This is a genomic window from Pseudomonas sp. UBA6323, assembly GCF_002439135.1.
GTDB lineage: Bacteria > Pseudomonadota > Gammaproteobacteria > Pseudomonadales > Pseudomonadaceae > Aquipseudomonas.
This window is the reverse complement of the sequence record NZ_DJSX01000097.1, coordinates 1-17,281: the sequence shown is the minus strand read 5'-3', so window position 1 is coordinate 17,281 and position 17,281 is coordinate 1. Positions and strand designations below refer to the sequence as shown.

General features: G+C 63.5%; 19 protein-coding genes and 1 rRNA gene. 7 read left to right on the top strand and 13 right to left on the bottom strand.

Going from position 1 to position 17,281, the window contains the following annotated elements:
* Positions 1-32: 32 nt before the first annotated feature.
* The 11 genes from ubiA to B3P22_RS22225 all read right to left on the bottom strand — a co-directional run bounded on the left by ubiA (position 33) and on the right by B3P22_RS22225 (position 9,586).
* Positions 33-923, bottom strand: coding sequence for a 4-hydroxybenzoate octaprenyltransferase (ubiA, locus tag B3P22_RS22275; RefSeq protein ID WP_296272560.1), 891 nt, complete (start codon positions 921-923; stop codon positions 33-35).
* Between the two features lie 173 nt (positions 924-1,096).
* Positions 1,097-1,648, bottom strand: a complete 552-nt coding sequence (locus tag B3P22_RS22270) for a chorismate--pyruvate lyase family protein (RefSeq protein ID WP_296272559.1) — start codon at positions 1,646-1,648, stop codon at positions 1,097-1,099.
* Between the two features lie 178 nt (positions 1,649-1,826).
* Complete coding sequence (gene flgN, locus B3P22_RS22265; RefSeq protein WP_296272558.1) at positions 1,827-2,273, bottom strand: flagellar export chaperone FlgN; 447 nt, start codon at positions 2,271-2,273, stop codon at positions 1,827-1,829.
* Positions 2,270-2,548: a flagellar biosynthesis anti-sigma factor FlgM gene (flgM, locus tag B3P22_RS22260; RefSeq protein WP_296272557.1), complete on the bottom strand. Its 279-nt coding sequence runs from the start codon at positions 2,546-2,548 to the stop codon at positions 2,270-2,272. Before flgM ends, flgN begins: the two co-directional genes overlap by 4 nt.
* Before the next feature lie 78 nt (positions 2,549-2,626).
* A complete protein-coding gene (locus B3P22_RS22255) occupies positions 2,627-3,052 on the bottom strand; it encodes a flagellar FliJ family protein (protein ID WP_197858541.1) in 426 nt (141 codons plus the stop codon).
* Positions 3,049-4,365: a flagellar protein export ATPase FliI gene (fliI, locus tag B3P22_RS22250; RefSeq protein ID WP_013717781.1), complete on the bottom strand. Its 1,317-nt coding sequence runs from the start codon at positions 4,363-4,365 to the stop codon at positions 3,049-3,051. Before fliI ends, B3P22_RS22255 begins: the two co-directional genes overlap by 4 nt.
* Positions 4,366-4,381: 16 nt before the next feature.
* Positions 4,382-5,074 carry a flagellar assembly protein FliH gene (gene fliH / locus B3P22_RS22245; RefSeq protein ID WP_275547781.1) on the bottom strand — a complete coding sequence of 231 codons (693 nt, stop codon included), beginning with the start codon at positions 5,072-5,074 and terminating at the stop codon, positions 4,382-4,384.
* 1 nt (position 5,075) lies between these two features.
* Complete coding sequence (locus B3P22_RS22240; protein WP_197858539.1) at positions 5,076-6,140, bottom strand: FliG C-terminal domain-containing protein; 1,065 nt, start codon at positions 6,138-6,140, stop codon at positions 5,076-5,078.
* A complete protein-coding gene (gene fliF / locus B3P22_RS22235; RefSeq protein ID WP_296272556.1) occupies positions 6,115-7,809 on the bottom strand; it encodes a flagellar basal-body MS-ring/collar protein FliF in 1,695 nt (564 codons plus the stop codon). Before fliF ends, B3P22_RS22240 begins: the two co-directional genes overlap by 26 nt.
* A 19-nt stretch (positions 7,810-7,828) precedes the next feature.
* Complete coding sequence (locus tag B3P22_RS22230) at positions 7,829-8,164, bottom strand: flagellar hook-basal body complex protein FliE (protein ID WP_296272555.1); 336 nt, start codon at positions 8,162-8,164, stop codon at positions 7,829-7,831.
* Between the two features lie 12 nt (positions 8,165-8,176).
* On the bottom strand, positions 8,177-9,586 hold the full coding sequence (locus tag B3P22_RS22225) for a sigma-54 dependent transcriptional regulator (protein ID WP_296272554.1): 1,410 nt from the start codon (positions 9,584-9,586) through the stop codon (positions 8,177-8,179).
* Positions 9,587-10,065: 479 nt separating this feature from the next.
* Between B3P22_RS22225 and B3P22_RS22220 the strand changes: the two genes are divergently transcribed.
* Genes B3P22_RS22220 through flhA form a run of 7 tightly spaced genes read left to right on the top strand, consistent with a single transcriptional unit; the run spans position 10,066 to position 16,334 of the window.
* Positions 10,066-10,905 (top strand): FliM/FliN family flagellar motor switch protein, encoded by an 840-nt coding sequence (locus B3P22_RS22220; protein WP_296272553.1) that lies wholly within the window; start codon positions 10,066-10,068, stop codon positions 10,903-10,905.
* Positions 10,902-11,273: a flagellar motor switch protein FliN gene (gene fliN, locus B3P22_RS22215; protein WP_197858534.1), complete on the top strand. Its 372-nt coding sequence runs from the start codon at positions 10,902-10,904 to the stop codon at positions 11,271-11,273. The genes B3P22_RS22220 and fliN overlap by 4 nt, the downstream gene beginning before the upstream one ends.
* Entirely contained in the window at positions 11,273-12,025 is a 753-nt protein-coding gene (fliP, locus tag B3P22_RS22210) for a flagellar type III secretion system pore protein FliP (RefSeq protein WP_296272552.1), read from the top strand. The genes fliN and fliP overlap by 1 nt, the downstream gene beginning before the upstream one ends.
* 12 nt (positions 12,026-12,037) lie before the next feature.
* Entirely contained in the window at positions 12,038-12,310 is a 273-nt protein-coding gene (locus B3P22_RS22205; protein ID WP_296272551.1) for a flagellar biosynthetic protein FliQ, read from the top strand.
* Between the two features lie 3 nt (positions 12,311-12,313).
* Entirely contained in the window at positions 12,314-13,108 is a 795-nt protein-coding gene (gene fliR, locus B3P22_RS22200) for a flagellar biosynthetic protein FliR (RefSeq protein WP_197858531.1), read from the top strand.
* Positions 13,101-14,234, top strand: coding sequence for a flagellar biosynthesis protein FlhB (flhB, locus tag B3P22_RS22195; protein ID WP_296272550.1), 1,134 nt, complete (start codon positions 13,101-13,103; stop codon positions 14,232-14,234). Before fliR ends, flhB begins: the two co-directional genes overlap by 8 nt.
* Before the next feature lie 3 nt (positions 14,235-14,237).
* Positions 14,238-16,334 carry a flagellar biosynthesis protein FlhA gene (gene flhA, locus B3P22_RS22190; protein ID WP_296272549.1) on the top strand — a complete coding sequence of 699 codons (2,097 nt, stop codon included), beginning with the start codon at positions 14,238-14,240 and terminating at the stop codon, positions 16,332-16,334.
* 100 nt (positions 16,335-16,434) lie between these two features.
* On the opposite strand, the gene B3P22_RS22185 is transcribed toward flhA, so the two are convergent.
* Both B3P22_RS22185 and rrf read right to left on the bottom strand, forming a co-directional pair.
* A complete protein-coding gene (locus B3P22_RS22185) occupies positions 16,435-16,776 on the bottom strand; it encodes a PilZ domain-containing protein (RefSeq protein WP_296272548.1) in 342 nt (113 codons plus the stop codon).
* 370 nt (positions 16,777-17,146) lie between these two features.
* Positions 17,147-17,262, bottom strand: a 5S ribosomal RNA gene (gene rrf, locus B3P22_RS22180).
* Positions 17,263-17,281 lie beyond the last annotated feature (19 nt).

The following is a 17,281-nucleotide window of genomic DNA, read 5'->3' as shown; positions in this document are numbered from 1 at the left end:
ATTGCAGCGATATGACAGGAAAGCGGCAGGACTTACCGGAGTGCGAAGTCCAGCACTATCCCGATAAAGATCGCCAACCCCGCCCAGTGGTTGTGCAGGAAGGCGTTGAAGCACACCAGTGGCTCGCGGCGGCGGGTCACATGGAATTCCCAGGCAAAGCATGCGGCGGCCACCAGCAGACCGAGATGGAAGTACAGGCCCAGCTCGAAACGTGCGCCAGCCAGCAACAGGCAGAGCAGCGCCAGGCCCTGCAGGCTGGCGATGATCAGGCGGTCGGCGTCGCCGAAGAGGATGGCAGTGGATTTAACCCCGATCTTCAGGTCGTCCTCGCGGTCGGCCATGGCGTAGTAGGTGTCGTAGGCCACGGTCCAGAGCAGGTTGGCGATGTACAGCAGCCAGGCTTCAGGCGGCAGGCTGCCGGTCTCGGCGGTGAAAGCCATCGGCATGCCCCAGGAGAAGGCCGCACCAAGCACCACCTGCGGGTAGAAGGTGTAGCGCTTCATGAACGGATAGCAGGCGGCCAGGGCCAGGCCGCCGAACGACAGCCAGATGGTGGTGGCGTTGGTGAATAGCACCAGCACGAAGCTCAGCGCCACCAGCACGGCAAACAGCACCAGCGCCTCGCGCGGCTTGACTTTTCCGCTGGCCAACGGGCGCGCCTGGGTGCGGCTGACGTGGCCGTCGAAGTTGCGGTCGGCATAGTCGTTGATCACGCAACCGGCGGCGCGCATCAGGATTACGCCGACGACGAAGATGAACAGATTCTTCGCACTCGGCATGCCCTCGGCCGCCACCCACAGTGCCCACAAGGTCGGCCACAGCAGCAGGTAGATGCCGATCGGCTTTTCCAGGCGCATCAGCTGGATGAAGTCCCAGGCGCGCGGATGCAGGCGGGTGGTCGATTGCAGCAGGCGGGTGTACATCGAAGCGTCTCCGTGCAGGTTGCGCGGATTATAAAGGGGTTGGAGACGCAGGGTGGACCGGGGCGCGTAGTCGGCGCTGTTTTCATCCACCGCTACAGGCGCGAGGTACGGTGCGCCGTCGGCCCGTGGAGCGTCGCCGGATGGCTGGTGGAAAACGCTACGCGGTTTCCGCTCTACGCCTCGATCGCGGCAGCTTGCCAGAACGCCGGCAGAAACACCTCGGCCACCAGCACGCCGAGCGCACCACGGCTGAAGCAGGAGCGGCGCGCCCAGAGGCGCTCTTCGCGCACCTCCGGTGGCAGCCAGGCAGCCGGATAACGACAGGCCTGCAACTCGCCGCGGTCGAAGGCGCGGTCACTGAACAGCAGCTCACCCAGCGAGCGACTGCCCAACTCGGCCAGGTTCAGCCCCGAGCCTTCCAGCGCGCTGCGCGCGGCGACGCTGCGGGCGAACACCCAGGGCTGCCCGTGACCCCGCAGGTACACCTCGCGCACCCAGCCCTGGCTGCCTTCGGCGACGCCGAGCAGCGCGCATTCGTCGCTGCGCAGGCGCTGCCAGCCTTCCTGCAGCGGCGTGACGGAGAAGCCGTCATGCGACAGGGCGGTGAGGCGGCGGGTCAGCGAGTCTTCGTTGAACAACCATTCGCGCACACCGGCAGCCGGCCGCGGATGCAGCTGGGCGCAGGTCAGCCAGCGCGGCGGATGAGCGAGAGCAGCGTGAGGCACGGGAGGAAATCACCACGGATCGAAAGCGCGCGAGTCTAGCACGGCGTGGCAGGTGCCTTCAGTTCGCCGCTGGAGGTACAGGCGCCAGACCGTGGGAGCGGACTTGTCCGCGAATGCTGGCCTGCCTAAAGCTCGCGGACGAGTCCGCTCCCACAAGAGCCAAGGAGGGGCTGAGTACTCAATAAGGCTGCGGTGTGTACAGCTGGCCGGCGCCCGGCTCGCCGAGCAACTGGTCGAGAATCTCGTTATGCATGGCCAGCAGCTTGCCGTTGCGCTCGTTGAGACGCTTGCACTGGCCGGCCAGTTGGCCGAGCTGCTCCCAGGTGAGTTCGAGGTGCTTGCGCTGGGCCTGTGGATAACGCGCCAGCAGCTTTTGCATGGCGCTGTTGCCACTGCCCAGCTGGAAGGCGGCGAGCACCTTGCTGCGGCGTTCCGCGCGCGCCTTGGCCTGGCCGACCAGCGGCAGGATCTGTTCATTGAGCAGGTCGATCTGCCTGCTGTCACGCTTGAGCAACTGCTGATACAGCTCCTGCATCAGACCGCGCAGGGTCAGGTAGTCGGCGCAATCTTGATGCAGATCCTGCTCGATGACCTGAAGCAGCTGTTGCTCACGCGCAGTGGTCACGCATCGTTACCGCTGTGGTAGGTCAGCATGCTGCCGGCCAGTGCGGCCGGATCGCTGCTCAGTTCACCGCGCGCCAGGGCGGCCTTGAGCTGAGCGACCTTGTCCAGATCGACGTCCGGCAGGCTGCGCAGGGCGTCCTGCAACTGCTCCAGACGCGGTTCCTGGCTGGTGCTGGTGCGGGCATTGGCGCCTGGCTGCGGACGGGCGCTCTGCACCTGCGCCGGTGCGTCGCTAGGCAGGTTGAGGCTGGGCTTGAGATGCCTGCTGATTTCCATGATTCGAATCCAACTCGCGTGGTGTTATGGCCTAAGAGCGACCGGGCACGGCAAGAACTTAAACACGTCGAATAAAAATTAGCTGACCTGGGTGCGCCACCAGGCCTGCGCGGCCAGCCCATCCTGAATCTTCTGCTCCTGGCGGGCAAGCTGCTCCTGCCACTGCCCCATCTTGCCCTCGAGGAACTGGGTGATGACCTTCTCGCTGCGCATCGCTGCCAGCAGCTCGCGCTGAATGCGCGCCAGGTTCTCCTCGGCCAGCGCCAGTTCGCGACGCTGCAGTTCGACCATCTTGTACAGGGTCGCCTTGTAACGCTGCTGGTTGTCGCGCTGCAGCGGCGTCGTCATCGGCACAGTGAAACCACACAGGCGGCTGAGGCCGGTGATGTTGTTGCGGTAGCGCTGGCAGAGGTTCTGTTGATAACTGACCCGGCCGAGCATTTGCTGCACCTTGCTGCCGCGCAGGCTGGCCAGGCGTCCGAGCATTTCCAGCTGTTCTTTCATTTGATGATGCTCTGCAAGGTGGCGATGCTGGCGCCGAGCTCGGCGCTGGCACCGACCTCCTGGCGCAGGAAGCGTTCGAGGCTGGGCGCCAGCTGTACGGCGCGGTCGGTCTTGGCGTCCATGCCCGGGGTATAACCACCCAGCGGGATCAGCTCCTTGATCTTTTCATAGGTGCTGTAGAACTCCTTGAACTGGCGCCCGGCAGCCAGGTGCGCAGGCTCGCCGACCTGGCTCATGCAGCGGCTGACCGAGGCGGAAATGTCGATGGCCGGGTAGTGGCCGACATCGGCCAGGCGCCTTGAGAGCACGATATGGCCGTCGAGGATGGCGCGCGCGCAGTCGACGATCGGGTCCTGGTGGTCGTCGCCCTCGGCCAGCACGGTGTAGATGGCGCTGAGGCTGCCGCTGCCGCTCTCGCCGTTACCGGCGCTCTCCACCAGTTCCGGCAGCATGCCGAACACCGACGGCGGATAACCCTTGGTCGCCGGCGGCTCGCCGAGCGCCAGAGCGATCTCGCGCTGGGCCATGGCGTAGCGGGTCAGCGAATCGACCAGCAGCAGCACGTCCTGACCCTGGTCGCGAAAATAGGCGGCGATGCTGTGGCACAGCTCGGTGGCCTTCAGGCGCATCAGCGGCGACTCGTTGGCTGGCGCCACCACCACCACGGCCTTGCGCAAGCCTTCCTCGCCGAGCGAATGGAGAATGAATTCCTGCACCTCGCGACCACGTTCGCCGATCAGCCCGACCACCACCACGTCGGCCTTGGTCTGTCGGGTGATCATCCCCAGCAGCACGCTCTTGCCCACCCCGGAACCAGCGAACAGGCCGACGCGCTGGCCCTTGCCGAGGGTCAGCAGGCCGTTGATGGCGCGCACGCCAACATCCAGCGCGGCCTCCACCGGGCGCCGCTTGAGCGGATTGACCGAAGGTAGCTCGACTGGCAGCGGGTCACGCCCGGAGAGCTTGCCGCGCTCGTCCAAAGGCTCGCCGAGGCCGTTGACCACACGGCCAAGCCAGGACTCGTCGATCTGCAGCAACGCCTCGTCCTTGGCCGGGAATACCCGCGATCCGGCGGCCAGGCCGACCGGCTTCTTGAATGGCATCAAATAGGTGATATCGCGGTTGAAGCCGACCACCTGCGCATCCAGCAGGCTGCCGTCGGCCTGCTCGACGCGGCAGCGCTGGCCGGTGCTGCGCTGGCAGCCGAGGCTTTCCAGGAGCATGCCGGAAACCCGCACTAGGCGGCCGGCCACCTTGGCCAGCTGCACACCGTCGAGCGAGCGCAGCGCTTCGTCGAGTTTGTAATCGAGCATCCGCGTTCGCTCCCGCTCAGGCTTCGGCCAGGTGCATGTGCTCGGCCAGCGTATCGATGCAGGCATCCAGACGCTGCTGGCAACCCACGTCGGCCTCGGCCTGCGGCGTGACCACTCTGCACTCGCCCAGCGCCAGGCGCTCGTCGGCCACCAGCTTCCAGCCGGCTGCGCGTTCCGGCGCCACGGCCTTGATCCGCGCGTATTCCTCGGGGCTGAGCAGGACCTGCACGTCTTCGGACTCGCCCGGCATGCTCGCCAGCGCCTCCTCGACCAGCGCCAGCAACTGGGTCGGATGCAGCGTCAGCTCACAGCGGATCACCTGCTGCGAGACCTTCTTCACCAGCTCCAGCAGCTCCTGGCGACGCTTGTGCTCCAGCTCGCCGAGGTACTGTTCGACCTTCTCGCTGATCTGCTGCAGCGGCTGCGCAGCCAGTTCGAATTCGCGACGGCCCTCCTCGCGGCCTTCCTCACGCCCGAGTTTCAGCCCCTCGTCACGGCCCTGCTCGAAGCCGGCCTGACGCCCGGCCTCCTCGCCTTGCTGCAGGCCGTCCTGATAGCCCTTCTCGATGCCTTGCTGAAAGCCGTCGGCCATGGCCCGCTGCAGACCGGCGGCATCGCCGCTCCAGTCCACTGCCGGCTGGCTGTTGCGCGGCGGGAAGCGGTAGGCGCGCCACTGGCGGGCGTCGCCCTTGATCACCTTGACCGTCATCTCATTCCACCGTCTGTTCGCGGAACAGCTGCACCTGCAGCTCGCCATTGGCCGACATTTCGCGGACCACGGCCATGATGTCCTTGCGCACCTGCTCGACGCGGCTCAACGGCACCGGGCCCTGGCGGCGATTGATCGACTCCATCTGCTGCGCCTGGCGCTTGGGCATGGCGCCCTGAATGGCGCGCACCAGCTCGGGCTCGGCGCCCTTGAGGGCGACCACCCATTCTTCCAGCGGCACGGCTTCGAGCAGCGCCTGGAGCACGTCCTGGTTCTGCCGCGAGAGGATGAAGAAGTCGTACATTTCATCCTCGATGCGCTCGACCAACTGGTCGTCATGGGCACGCAGCAGCTCGAACATCTGCCCGCGGTCGCCCTTGAAGCGGTTCATGATGTCCGCCGCCTGCTTGATGCCGCGTACCTGCGAACCTTGGGTGCTGAGCACCGCCAGGCTGCGCTCGATCAGTTGCTCCAGCTCGGCGATGACGTCGCTGTTCACTTCGCTGAGGTTGGCGATGCGGTAGAGCAGCTCGTCCTGGCGCTCCTTGGGCATGCACTCGAGTACATCGCTGGCCATGCCCGGCGGCAGGAAGGCGAGGAACACCGCCTGCATCTGCGCGTGCTCCTTGGCGATCAGCGCGGCGAACTGCTTCGGATCGAGCCACTCCATCTTGGCCATCTTGGCGCGGATTTCCTCGCCGTAGATGCTGTCGAGCAACGAACGGGTGATCTCGCTGCCCAGCGCCTTGCTGAGCATGCCATCGAGATAGCCACGCGAGGCGCCCTTGATGCTGCTCTGCTCCTTGTAGTCCTCGAAGAAACGGCCGATGACATCGGAAACCATCGGCTGCTTGACGTTGGACAGGCGCGCCATGGCCTGGCTGATGCTGACGATCTCCTCACGCGAGAAGTGCTTGAGCACGCCAGCGGAAATCTCGTCGCCCATGCTCAGCATGAGTATCGCGGCCTGCTCGGAAGAACTCAGCGAACGCTTCTGCACGCGCAGGCGCATTTCTTTGGCGGTGGAACCACCGCGGCCGTCAGGCTGGGTTGAGGTCTCGCTCATTGCGTCCTATCCATTGTTTGATGACTTCCGAGACGCGCTCGGGATCGTTCTTGGCCAGCATCTGCAGGTGTTCGATCTGCAGCTCCAGGCCCGAGCCAGGCGCCGGCAGGCGAATCTCCGACAAAGGGCTGAGTTCACCGAGGATGGTGGCCCCCGGCGCATCGTCGCCAACGCGGGCCAGCAGGCGCTCGGCCGCACGCTCGGCGTGCAGCGCCAGCTGATCATCGCCCTCGGCCACCGCCGGCAGCGCCGCCTGGTTGCGTTGGCTCAGGCTGCGTACCGCAGGACGCACCACCATCAGCAACAGCAGCAGACTGATCAGGGCAAACACGCCAAGCTTGGCCAGGTCGTGCACCTTGGTGTTTTCCCACCAGGGCAGCAGGTCCTCGCCCGCGCCATTGATGCTGGCATCAGTGAAGGGGAAGACGCTCAGCGTCAGCAGGTCGCCGCGCGCCTGGTTGAAACCCACGGCGCTCTTGACCATCGCCGCAAGCTCCTCGCGCGCCTCGGGCGTCCAACCGCCCTCCGGCGCCACCGCTGCGTTGAGCACCACGGCGATGCTCTGCTGACGCAGGCTGAACGGCGCATGTTTGACGTGGGTGATGCTCTGGTCGTAATCGAGTTGGCGGTTGGATTCCTTGCGCAGCGAGGTCGCCGCCTGGTTGGCGTTGTCCGCCTGAGCACCCGCCTGCGCCTGCTGGTTGGCGGCCTGATTGGCCGGTGGGGCCGGTTGCGGCGGCTGATTGGCCAGCGAACCGGGCACACCAAGCGCCAGCTGGTCGAGCACGCTTTCGTCACGCAGCACTTCGTTGCGCAGCCGCGGGCTCTCGCCATAGGCCTGGAAGGTTTCTTCCTTCTGGCTGAAGTCGATGTCGGCCGACACGCTGATACGATAATTGCCGCCACCGAGCACCGGCGCCAGCACCGCTTCGGCGTTGGCCATCGCCTTGCTCTGGTAGTCATCGACCACTTGCCAGTTCTGCACCGGGCCGCCGAGGGTATCGATGCCGCGCGACAGCAACGCGCCGTACTGATCGACCACCTGCACGTTGCCGGCCTCGAGCTGCGGCACGCTACCGGCCACCAGATTGACGATGGCGCTGACCTGCTCCGGTGCCAGCTTGTAGCCAGGCGCAAGCTGCAGCATCACCGAAGCCTTGCCCGGCTCGCGCTTGCCGACCACGAAGGAACTGCTCTCCTGCAACGCCAGGTGCACGCGGGCACCTTCTACGCCCTTGAGCGCCATCACAGTGCGCGCCAGTTCGCCCTCCAGGCTGCGCTTGAGGCGTACGTCCTGGACGAACTGGCTGGTGCCCAGCGGCTCGTCCTTGTCGAACAGCTCGTAGCCGGCCGGCACCTTAACCTGCACGCCCTTGGCTGCCAGCAGCATGCGCGCACGGCCGAGCTGATCCTCACGCACCAGCACCTGACCGCTCTGCGTATGCAGGCGGTAGCTGATGGCGTCGCCATCGAGCACCTGCATCACCTCGGCGGCCGGGTAGGCCTCGCCGGTTCCGTACAGCGGGCGGAAAGAGCCCTGGTCACGCCAGAGGTAGAACACCACGCCAACCGCCAGCAACGCGGCGATCACCGCGAGGCCGATGAGGGTCATGCGTGGATCGAGTTTCAGCCCGGTTTCGGGCAGCTTGCTTCTTATGGTCTGCAGCACGCGTCAGTCCCCGATCCGCTTACAGCGGCATCTTCATGATGTCGTCGAAGGCGCTGGACAGCTTGTTGCGCACCTGCATCAACGCGCTGAAGGAAACGCTGGCCTTCTGGCTCTCGATCATCGCCCCCACCAGGTCATCGCTCTGTCCGCTGTCGACGGCCGCCATCAGCTCGCCGGAGCGATGCTGCTGTGCGTCGACCGCACGTACCGCATGGTCGAACGCGGTGGCGAAACCGCCCTCGCCAGGCTGCCCGACAAAGGCCTGCGCAGGCTTGATCGGCGACGCTTCACTCAGGTTCTTCAGCTGCTCCATGCGGCCCAGCAGGTCCTGCTGCACCTGGCTAATCGAATTCATCCTTTGCTTCTCCTAGACGGGGATCTGAACGCCCTGCTCACGCATGGCATTGAGGCGATAGCGCAGTGCGCGCGGGGTCATGCCGAGGCTTTCGGCGGCCTTGGTCTTGTGCCCGCCGAAACGGCGGATGGTGTCGATCACATGCTGGTATTCGGCCCACTTGCCACTCGCGCGCAAGGCTGCCTTGCCGCCTTCCAGCGCCTGTGGCTGCAGGCGTGGCGCCAGATCCGGCGCGCCGCTCACGGGTACGCTCAGGCCCAGGTCCTGGGCCTGGATGTACAGGCCATTGCGCAGAATCAGCGCACGTTGCAGGCAGTTCTCCAGCTCGCGCACGTTGCCCGGCCAGTCATGCGCCAGCAGCACGCGACAGGCATCTTCGGTCAGCAGTTCGTGACGCGCGTCCTGAGGCGCGTATTGGCGAATGAACCGGCGCGCCAGGGCCAGCACGTCCTCCTTGCGCTCGCGCAGCGGGCTGATGTGCAACGGCAATACATCGAGGCGGAACATCAGGTCGGCGCGGAAGCGCCCTTCGGCCACTTCCTGCTGCAGATCGCGGTTGGTGGCAGCGATGATGCGCACGTCCAAGGCAATTTCGCGGCGCCCGCCCAGACGCTCGACGCGCTGCTCCTGCAGCACGCGCAGCAGCTTGGCCTGCAGCCCCAGCGGCAGCTCGCCGATTTCGTCGAGCAACAGCGTGCCGCCATTGGCCAGTTCGAACTTGCCCGGTTGGGCGCTCACGGCGCCGGTGAAGGCGCCTTTCTCATGGCCGAAGAGAATGGATTCGAGCATCTGCTCGGGAATCGCCGCGCAGTTCACCGCAATGAAGGGCGCGTCATCCTGCGCCGAGAAGCGGTGGATGTAGCGCGCCATCAGCTCCTTGCCGGTGCCGGTCTCGCCGGTAATCAGGATCGGCGCACGGGTCATGGCCACGCGCTGGGCCATGGCCAGCAGGCGGCGGCCGGCCTGCGAGCAGGACACGAAACCCTCTTCGCTTGAGCTGGCCGACTCCTGGCGACGCAGCAAGGCACTGAGCTGGGCTTCGCTGAAAGGCGCCAATAGATAATCGACGCAGCCCAGCTCCAGCAGCGCGGCGGCTTTCTCCTGGTCGGCATATTCCACCACCGGCACCACGCCGACCCGGCCGGCCTGACGCAGAATGGCGCCCACCTGCGCATACAGCGTGTTGCCAGCCAGGCTGCTGACGAACACCAGCACCAGACTGGCATCTTCCAGTACGGCCGGATCCAGCTCCAGGCAACTGGCAAAGCGACGAACAGGAAAGCCCTGGCGCTGCAAACCGCCGGTAAGCAGGCGCTCGCTGGCGGCATCGGCCTGACCGATCACGACTATATGTTGCTGCCCCAGCTGTTCATCGAACAGCTCGTCGCAGGCGTAACTTACCGTTTGAGTTGAATGCTGCAAGGTAAATCACCCGTTGTCTTTCATGAGCCAGGCGGCGGCGTTCGACCGCGTGTTCAAAACTGCCAAGCAGATGACAGATTTTTTTCACAGGGCCCCTTAATCTTTTGAAACTTTCCGTCGCCCTTATGGGTCAACTCAGCAGCACTTTTCTGCGCGGCATCTATATGCGCGACGGATCACGGCGCGGACGTTAACAAGCGCACAGAAAATCGCCGAATTACTTGCTGTTATTTCCTATCAATGCTGGCAAGCAGCCATCAAAAACAGCATTTGATATCTATTGATTTAATTTCCCACCCTCCCTCCGCCTAGACTTCCCCTCGTCATCACTGGGCTGCAGCGCTGTGCCCGGATGATTTTCGACGCCATGGCCCCTGCGATGCTGCTGCGGCCTGCCGGCATATCAAAACGTCCTCTGCACGGCCTTCGAATGCCTCGTGGGTGCTCGCGCAGTTACAACCAGGAATACAGCCCACAACATGACGGGGATTAAAAAAGTCCTTCATGGCGTGCCCGCCGACAGTCTGACCCGGTTGAAACCGCAGAAACTTGGCCGGCACTATCACAAGATTCCGCACTATATTCGCGAGCTTTCCAGCAAATATCCGCGAATCATCAGTGATTACTTTTTGCGCAACTATCGAATCAATCTCGAGTTGCTGCGGGTGGATGTTCACGAGCAGGTGAATAAAGAAGCCGAGTGCCTCTATCGCTCGCCATTGGGCAAGGTCGGCTTCGCCATGGACCGCCCTCTGCTGACCGAAGCGCTGGAGTGTTACTACGGCGGCACCTGCCTGCCCAACCATGAAGCGCCGCCGGTGAGCACCTCGGAGCAGCGTATGCGTACGCGCCTGGGCCTGGACGTGAGCCAGCTGTTCGCCCGCTCGATCCTCGCCGGCCAGACCTTCGGCAAGCTCGAGCCTTATGACAACGCCTATGAAGAGGCCGCCTGGGAATACGTGGCGGAGTTCAACTTCACCAGCCATATCACTGGCAGCCAGGCATCGATCTTCATCTACCTGGACACACAGCTGGTCGACGAGCTGACCAGCCGCCTGACGCCTCCGGTTCCGGTGGCCCAGAGCGGTAATTCGCTCAATCAGATTCGTCAGTTGCCGGTGCGCCTGGACTGCGTGGTGGCCAGCCTGCAGATGCCCCTGTCGCAGGTTCTCGCCCTGCGTCCCGGCGACATCCTGCCGATGCGCCTGCTGGAGCGCTGCGACGTACAGATCAACCAGCAGAAGCTGTTTCGCGGCGCCATCTTCGAAGACGACGGCTCCTTGTTCCTGACTTCTCTTGAGAGCGTGAAGACCCCATGAGCAGCCCCATTTCCGATAACGATTTCGACAGCCTGATCAACGACGCCGGCCTCAATCTCGACGAGGCCGTCAGCGACTCCTTGCCCGAGCAGGCGCCCGCCGCATTGCCGCAGCAGGACCTGAGCTTCTTCGGCAAGATCCCGGTCAACGTCACCCTGGAGGTGGCCTCCACCGAGATCACCCTCAAGGAGCTGATGGATGTCGACGCCGGCAGCGTGATCGCCCTCGACAAGCTGGCCGGCGAGCCGCTGGACGTGAAGGTCAACGGTGCGCTGTTCGCCAAGGCCGAGGTGGTGGTGATGAACGGCAACTACGGCCTGCGCATCGTCGAGCTGTCCGGTAGCGGCCTCAGCGGACTGGGCGTGTGATGCTGCGCCGGCTGCTGCAACTTGGCCTGCTGCTGACGGCCCTGTGCTGCCCGCTGCTGGCTCAGGCAGCGGGCGGCGACATCACCCTGTTCAACTTCAACGACACCGAAGACGGCCAGACTCTGAGCGTCAAGCTGCAGATCCTGCTGATCATGACGCTGCTGGGCTTTCTCCCGGCCATGTTGATGATGATGACCTGCTTCACTCGTTTCATCATCGTCCTGGCGATTCTGCGTCAGGCCATCGGCCTGCAGCAGAGCCCACCCAACCCGGTGCTGATCGGTATTGCCCTGTGCCTCACCCTGCTGGTGATGCGCCCGGTGTGGCAGGAGATGTACACGGAGGCCTACGTCCCGTTCGAGGCAGACCAGATCAGCCTCGAGCAGGGCCTGGGCGAAGGCAAGCGCATCATCAGCCAGTTCATGCTCGCGCAAACCAGCAAGAACTCGCTGGAAACCCTGGTCGCCCTGGCCGGCGAGGAAATGCCCGACGACCTCGCCCAACTGGACTTCTCCCTGCTGCTGCCGGCCTTCGTACTGAGCGAGCTGAAGACCGCCTTCCAGCTCGGCTTCATGATCTTCGTGCCCTTTCTGGTGATCGACCTGGTGGTGGCCAGCGTGCTGATGTCGATGGGCATGATGATGCTGTCGCCGATGATGATCTCGCTGCCGTTCAAGCTGCTGGTCTTCGTTCTGGTGGACGGCTGGACGCTGCTGGTCGGCACCCTCACCACCAGTATCCAGCCCTATTAGCGAGGCCTTGCGATGTTCACGCCCGAACACGCCGCCGAGTTGGTGGCCCATGCCGTCTACATTACCGGCCTGATCGTCTGCGTATTGGTGGTGCCGAGCCTGCTCGGCGGCCTCTTGGTGAGCATTTTCCAGGCGGCCACGCAGATCAACGAGCAGATGCTCAGCTTCCTACCGCGCCTGCTGATCACCCTGGACATGCTGGTGTTCTCCGGCCACTGGATCCTGCGCACGCTGGGGGATCTGTTCATCGAAACCTTCAAGCAGGCCGGTCACCTGGTGGGCTGAAGCATGTCCGAACCCGTGCTCCATGCCAGCCAGTATCTGACCAGCCTACAGGCCTACTGGTGGCCGTTCTGCCGCATCGTCGCGCTGCTCAGCATGGCGCCCTTGTTCAACCACAAGGCGGTGTCGGTGCGCGTACGCATCCTCCTCGCCCTGGCGCTGACGGTCGCCCTCGGTGCGGCACTGCCGGACATGCCGCAGATCGATCCGCTATCGCTGAAAGGCCTGATGACCGCCCTGGAGCAGATCGCCTTCGGCGTGCTGCTGGGCCTGACCCTGCAGCTGGTGTTCACCATTTTCATGCTGGTCGGCGAGGTGGTGTCGACGCAGATGGGCATGAGCATGGCGCGCTACAACGACCCGGTGAATGGCGTGTCGTCGTCTTCAATCATCTACCAGCTGTACTTCATCCTGCTGGTGCTGCTGTTCTTCGCCATCGACGGCCACCTGGTTACCGTCAGCGTGCTGTATCAGAGCTTCCTGTTCTGGCCGGTGGGCAGCGGCCTGCATTACCTCGGCGCGCAGAGTTTCGTTCAGGCCTTCGCCTGGGTGTTGGCCGCCGCCGTGCTGGTGACCCTGCCGATCGTGTTTTGCCTGACACTGGTGCAGTTCTGCTTCGGCCTGCTCAACCGCATCTCGCCAGCGATGAACCTGTTCTCCCTGGGCTTTCCCATCAGCATCCTGATGGGCCTGCTGTGCATCTACCTGACCCTGCCGAACCTGCCCGACAGCTACCTGCATCTGACCCGCGAGCTGCTCAATGGCATGGGCGTGATCCTGCGCGAGGGCGGCGATGTCTGAGCAGAACAGCGGCCAGGAAAAAACGGAAGAGGCCTCCGCGCACAAGCTGAAGAAGAGCAAGGACGATGGCCAGGTCGCACGCTCCAAGGACCTGTCGACCACCATCTCGCTGATCGCCACGCTGTTCATCCTCAAATTCAGCGCCGGGCTGTTCCTCGAAGGGCTCAGCGACAGCTTCCGCCTGTCCTATATCCAGTTTGGCCACAGCGAGATTGGCCTGGATGACCTCGACACCCTGCTTGGCTACAACATGCTGGTGTTCATAAAGCTGCTGGCACCGCTGCTGCTCACTTCCCTGCTGGTCGTGGTGCTGTCGCTGGTGCCCGGCGGCTGGGTGTTCTCCGCGAAGAACTTCGCGCCTAAATTCAGCAAACTCAACCCCATCACCGGCCTCGGCCGGATCTTCTCGGCACAGAACTGGAGCGAGCTGCTCAAGTCGGTACTCAAGGTGCTGGTACTGCTCGGCGTTGGCTATGTTCTGGTGCGCGCGGCCCTCCCGGACCTGATCGCGCTGCAGCGCAGCAGCGTGCTCGAGGCCGTCTCGGCAGCCTTTGACCTGACCTTCAATCTCACCCTGTGCCTGATGCTGATCTTCGTCGTGTTCTCCTTTATCGACATCCCGCTGCAGCGCTATTTCTTCCTGAAGAAACTGCGCATGACCAAGCAGGAGCGCAAGGAGGAACACAAGAATCAGGAGGGCCGCCCCGAGGTCAAGGCGCGCGTCAAGCAGCTGCAAAGGCAGATGCTGCAGCGGCAGATCAGCAAGGTGATCAAGAACGCCGACGTGGTCATCGTCAACCCGACGCACTACGCCGTGGCGCTCAAGTACGACACCAAGAAGGCCGCCGCACCCTTCGTACTGGCCAAAGGCGTCGACGAGACCGCCCTGTACATGCGCCAGATGGCGGCCAAGCATGAGCTCGAAGTGGTGGAGATTCCGCCGCTGGCACGCGCCATCTACTTCACCACCCAGATCAACCAGCAGATCCCGGCGCCGCTGTATACCGCGGTGGCCCATGTGCTGACCTACATCCTGCAGCTCAAGGCCTGGCGCCAGGGCCGCAGAAGCAAGCCGCAACTGGCGAGCAACCTTCCGATTCCCGACAGCTTGGCCAACAGGGGCTGATTCATGAACCTACTGCAGCAACTCGCGCCCACCTTCCGCAGCGGTCGTATCGGCATACCGGTGCTGATCCTGTCGATCCTGGCCATGGTCATCCTGCCGCTGCCACCGGTGCTGCTCGACGCCCTGTTCACCTTCAACATCGCCATGGCCATCCTGGTGCTGCTGGTCAGCGTGTCGTCGAAGAGCCCGCTGGATTTCTCCCTGTTCCCCACGGTGATTCTGATCACCACCCTGCTGCGCCTGTGCCTGAACGTCGCCTCCACCCGCGTGGTGCTGCTCGAAGGTCACACCGGCACCGGCGCGGCGGGCAAGGTGATCGAGTCGTTCGGTGAGGTGGTGATCGGCGGCAACTTCATCGTCGGCCTGGTTGTGTTCGTGATCCTGATGATCATCAACTTCATCGTCGTCACCAAGGGCGGTGAGCGCATCTCCGAGGTCACCGCACGCTTCACCCTCGACGCATTGCCGGGCAAGCAGATGGCCATCGATGCCGACCTCAATGCCGGGCTGATCGAGCAGAGTGAAGCCAAGCGTCGCCGCGCCGAAGTGGCCAAGGAAGCCGACTTCTACGGTGCCATGGACGGTGCCTCGAAGTTCGTCCGTGGCGATGCCATCGCCGGCATCCTGATCCTGTTGATCAACCTGTTCGGCGGCTTCGCCATCGGCCTGTTCGTCTACGACCTGGGGGCGGGTCAGGCCTTCCAGCAGTACGCCCTGCTCACCATCGGTGATGGCCTGGTCGCGCAGATTCCGGCGCTGCTGCTGTCCACCGCGGCAGCTATCATCGTCACGCGGATCAACGAATCCTCGGAGATTACCGATCAGGTACACCGCCAGTTGCTGGCCCAACCGGCACTGCTCTACACCGTCGCCGGCATCCTCTTCGTCCTGGCTCTGGTGCCAGGCATGCCGCACCTGGCCTTCATCAGCTTCGCCGCGCTGGTGGCTTTCGTCGCCTGGATGGTGGCGCGCAACGGCCCGCCGAAAGAAGCAGCGAGCCTGGAGCAAGTGGAAGCCCTGGGCAAGGCGATGGACCAGGAACGCGCGCAGAATATGGTATGGGAAGACATCCCGCTGGTGGAGCGTCTGTCCGTGTCGCTGGGCTACAAATTGGTCGGCCTGGTCAACGAAGCCGCCGGCGCGCCGCTGACCCAGCGCGTGCGTGGCGTACGCCAGACGCTTTCGGAAAGCCTGGGTTTCCTTCTGCCGGAAGTGCATATCCGCGACAGCCTTCGTCTAAAGGCCTCGCAGTACAGCATCCAGATCAATGGCGAGAAGATCGACGGTGCCGAGCTGCACGCCGACCGTATGATGGCCATTCCCTCACCGGAGCTCTATGGCGAGATCGACGGCATCCTCGGCGTCGACCCAGCCTACCGCATGCAGGTGGTGTGGATTCAGCCGGAGGACAAGGCACGGGCACTGAATCTCGGCTACCAAGTGATCGACTGTGCCAGCGTCATCGCCACGCACCTGAACAAGGTGATCCGCGAGCACCTGCCGGACGTGTTCAAGCACGATGATGTCGACCACCTGATGCAGCGCCTGCAGGTTCAGGCGCCGAAGCTGGCCGAGAGTCTGAAGAACCAGCTCAGTTATACCCAGCAGCACCGCGTCTACCGCCAACTGCTGCAGGAGCAGGTGCCGCTCAAGGATATCGTCACCATCGCTACCACATTGCTGGAAGCCAGCGAGTCGACCAAGGACCCGGTGCTGCTGGCATCTGACGTGCGCTATGCGCTACGGCGCAGCATCGTCAGCATGATCGCCGGCGAGCGTCAGGAGCTGTCGGTGTTCATCCTCGAGAATGCGCTGGAAAATACCCTGCTCAACGCCCTGGCCATCGCCCAGCAGGCCGGCCCGGTGAGTCTGGATAACATCCCGGTAGAACCGAGCCTGCTCAACCAGTTGCAGAACACCATGCCTGTGGTGAAGGAGAAACTGCGCAAGGACGGCCACCCACCGATCCTGACCGTGATGCCGCAGCTACGCCCGTTGCTGGCCCGCTACGCCCGGGTCTTCAGTCCAGGGTTGCATGTGCTGTCGCAGAACGAGATCCCTGACCGAGTAGGTGTGAATATCCTCGGCACCCTGGGCTGATCAAGATTGCATAGGTGGATGCGTTCTCGCATCCACCGCGCCGCGCTAGCCTTACAGCAGCAAATCGTTCTCCCCTCCGCGTCACCGGCTTTGGCCCCGCCTAAGCTTTCTCCTTACGCACCTTACGCATCCCTTCGATCAGCCGGACGTACTCGGCCGAATCCCCCAGCAGAGCGAGCCCAGCCTCAAAAAAGCCTGTTCGGATATTCTCCAGCGACCACTGACAAGTCATATCCACGTCCACCTGGCGCATCTCCCCCTGCCGGTCACGCATACGCACACGCAGCTTCAGCTCGCTTCCCGGCTCTACCGGGGTATCGGTCAGCAGTTTCATCCCGCACTCGGAAACGTCGCCGGCATAACCGATCAGGGTGTCGCTATCTCGATCGCTGATCTTGATGCGAAAGGTGGAACGGAAGGTAATTCGACTCGATTGACGCATAGGAGAATGCCTTGGTGCTCGCCACGTCTGATGGGATCGCGAGGATCAGTCGTTATCAATCGAGATCATTCGAAACGCAATCGCGCATTGATAAGGCCTGTGACTCATCACAGCAAGACGACCATGAGGTGCAGATAGTTAAATCCTAAGACGCTGTTTCGCCTGTAGGAGCGAGCGCTGTTCGCGAAGCTTACGGAGGGTGCCGATACCCTGCAGGTGCCGCCCTGCGCCCTGCGCACCGCAGTGACCGCATTATTGGCGTTGCACGCAGCGCCCCGCGCGATTGCAGGAACGCGTTCTGCCGCTCAGTTTTCTGCGCCCGAAAGAAGATACCCCAGACCGCTTTCGCGAGCTGGGGTTTCGTACAGGAGCTTGACGATGACCTACTCTCACATGGTGAAGCACCACACTACCATCGGCGATGCGTCGTTTCCCTACTGAGTTCGGGAGGGGATCAGGTGTTTCCAACGCTCTATGGTCGTCAAGCAATTCGGTTGGGATGTCG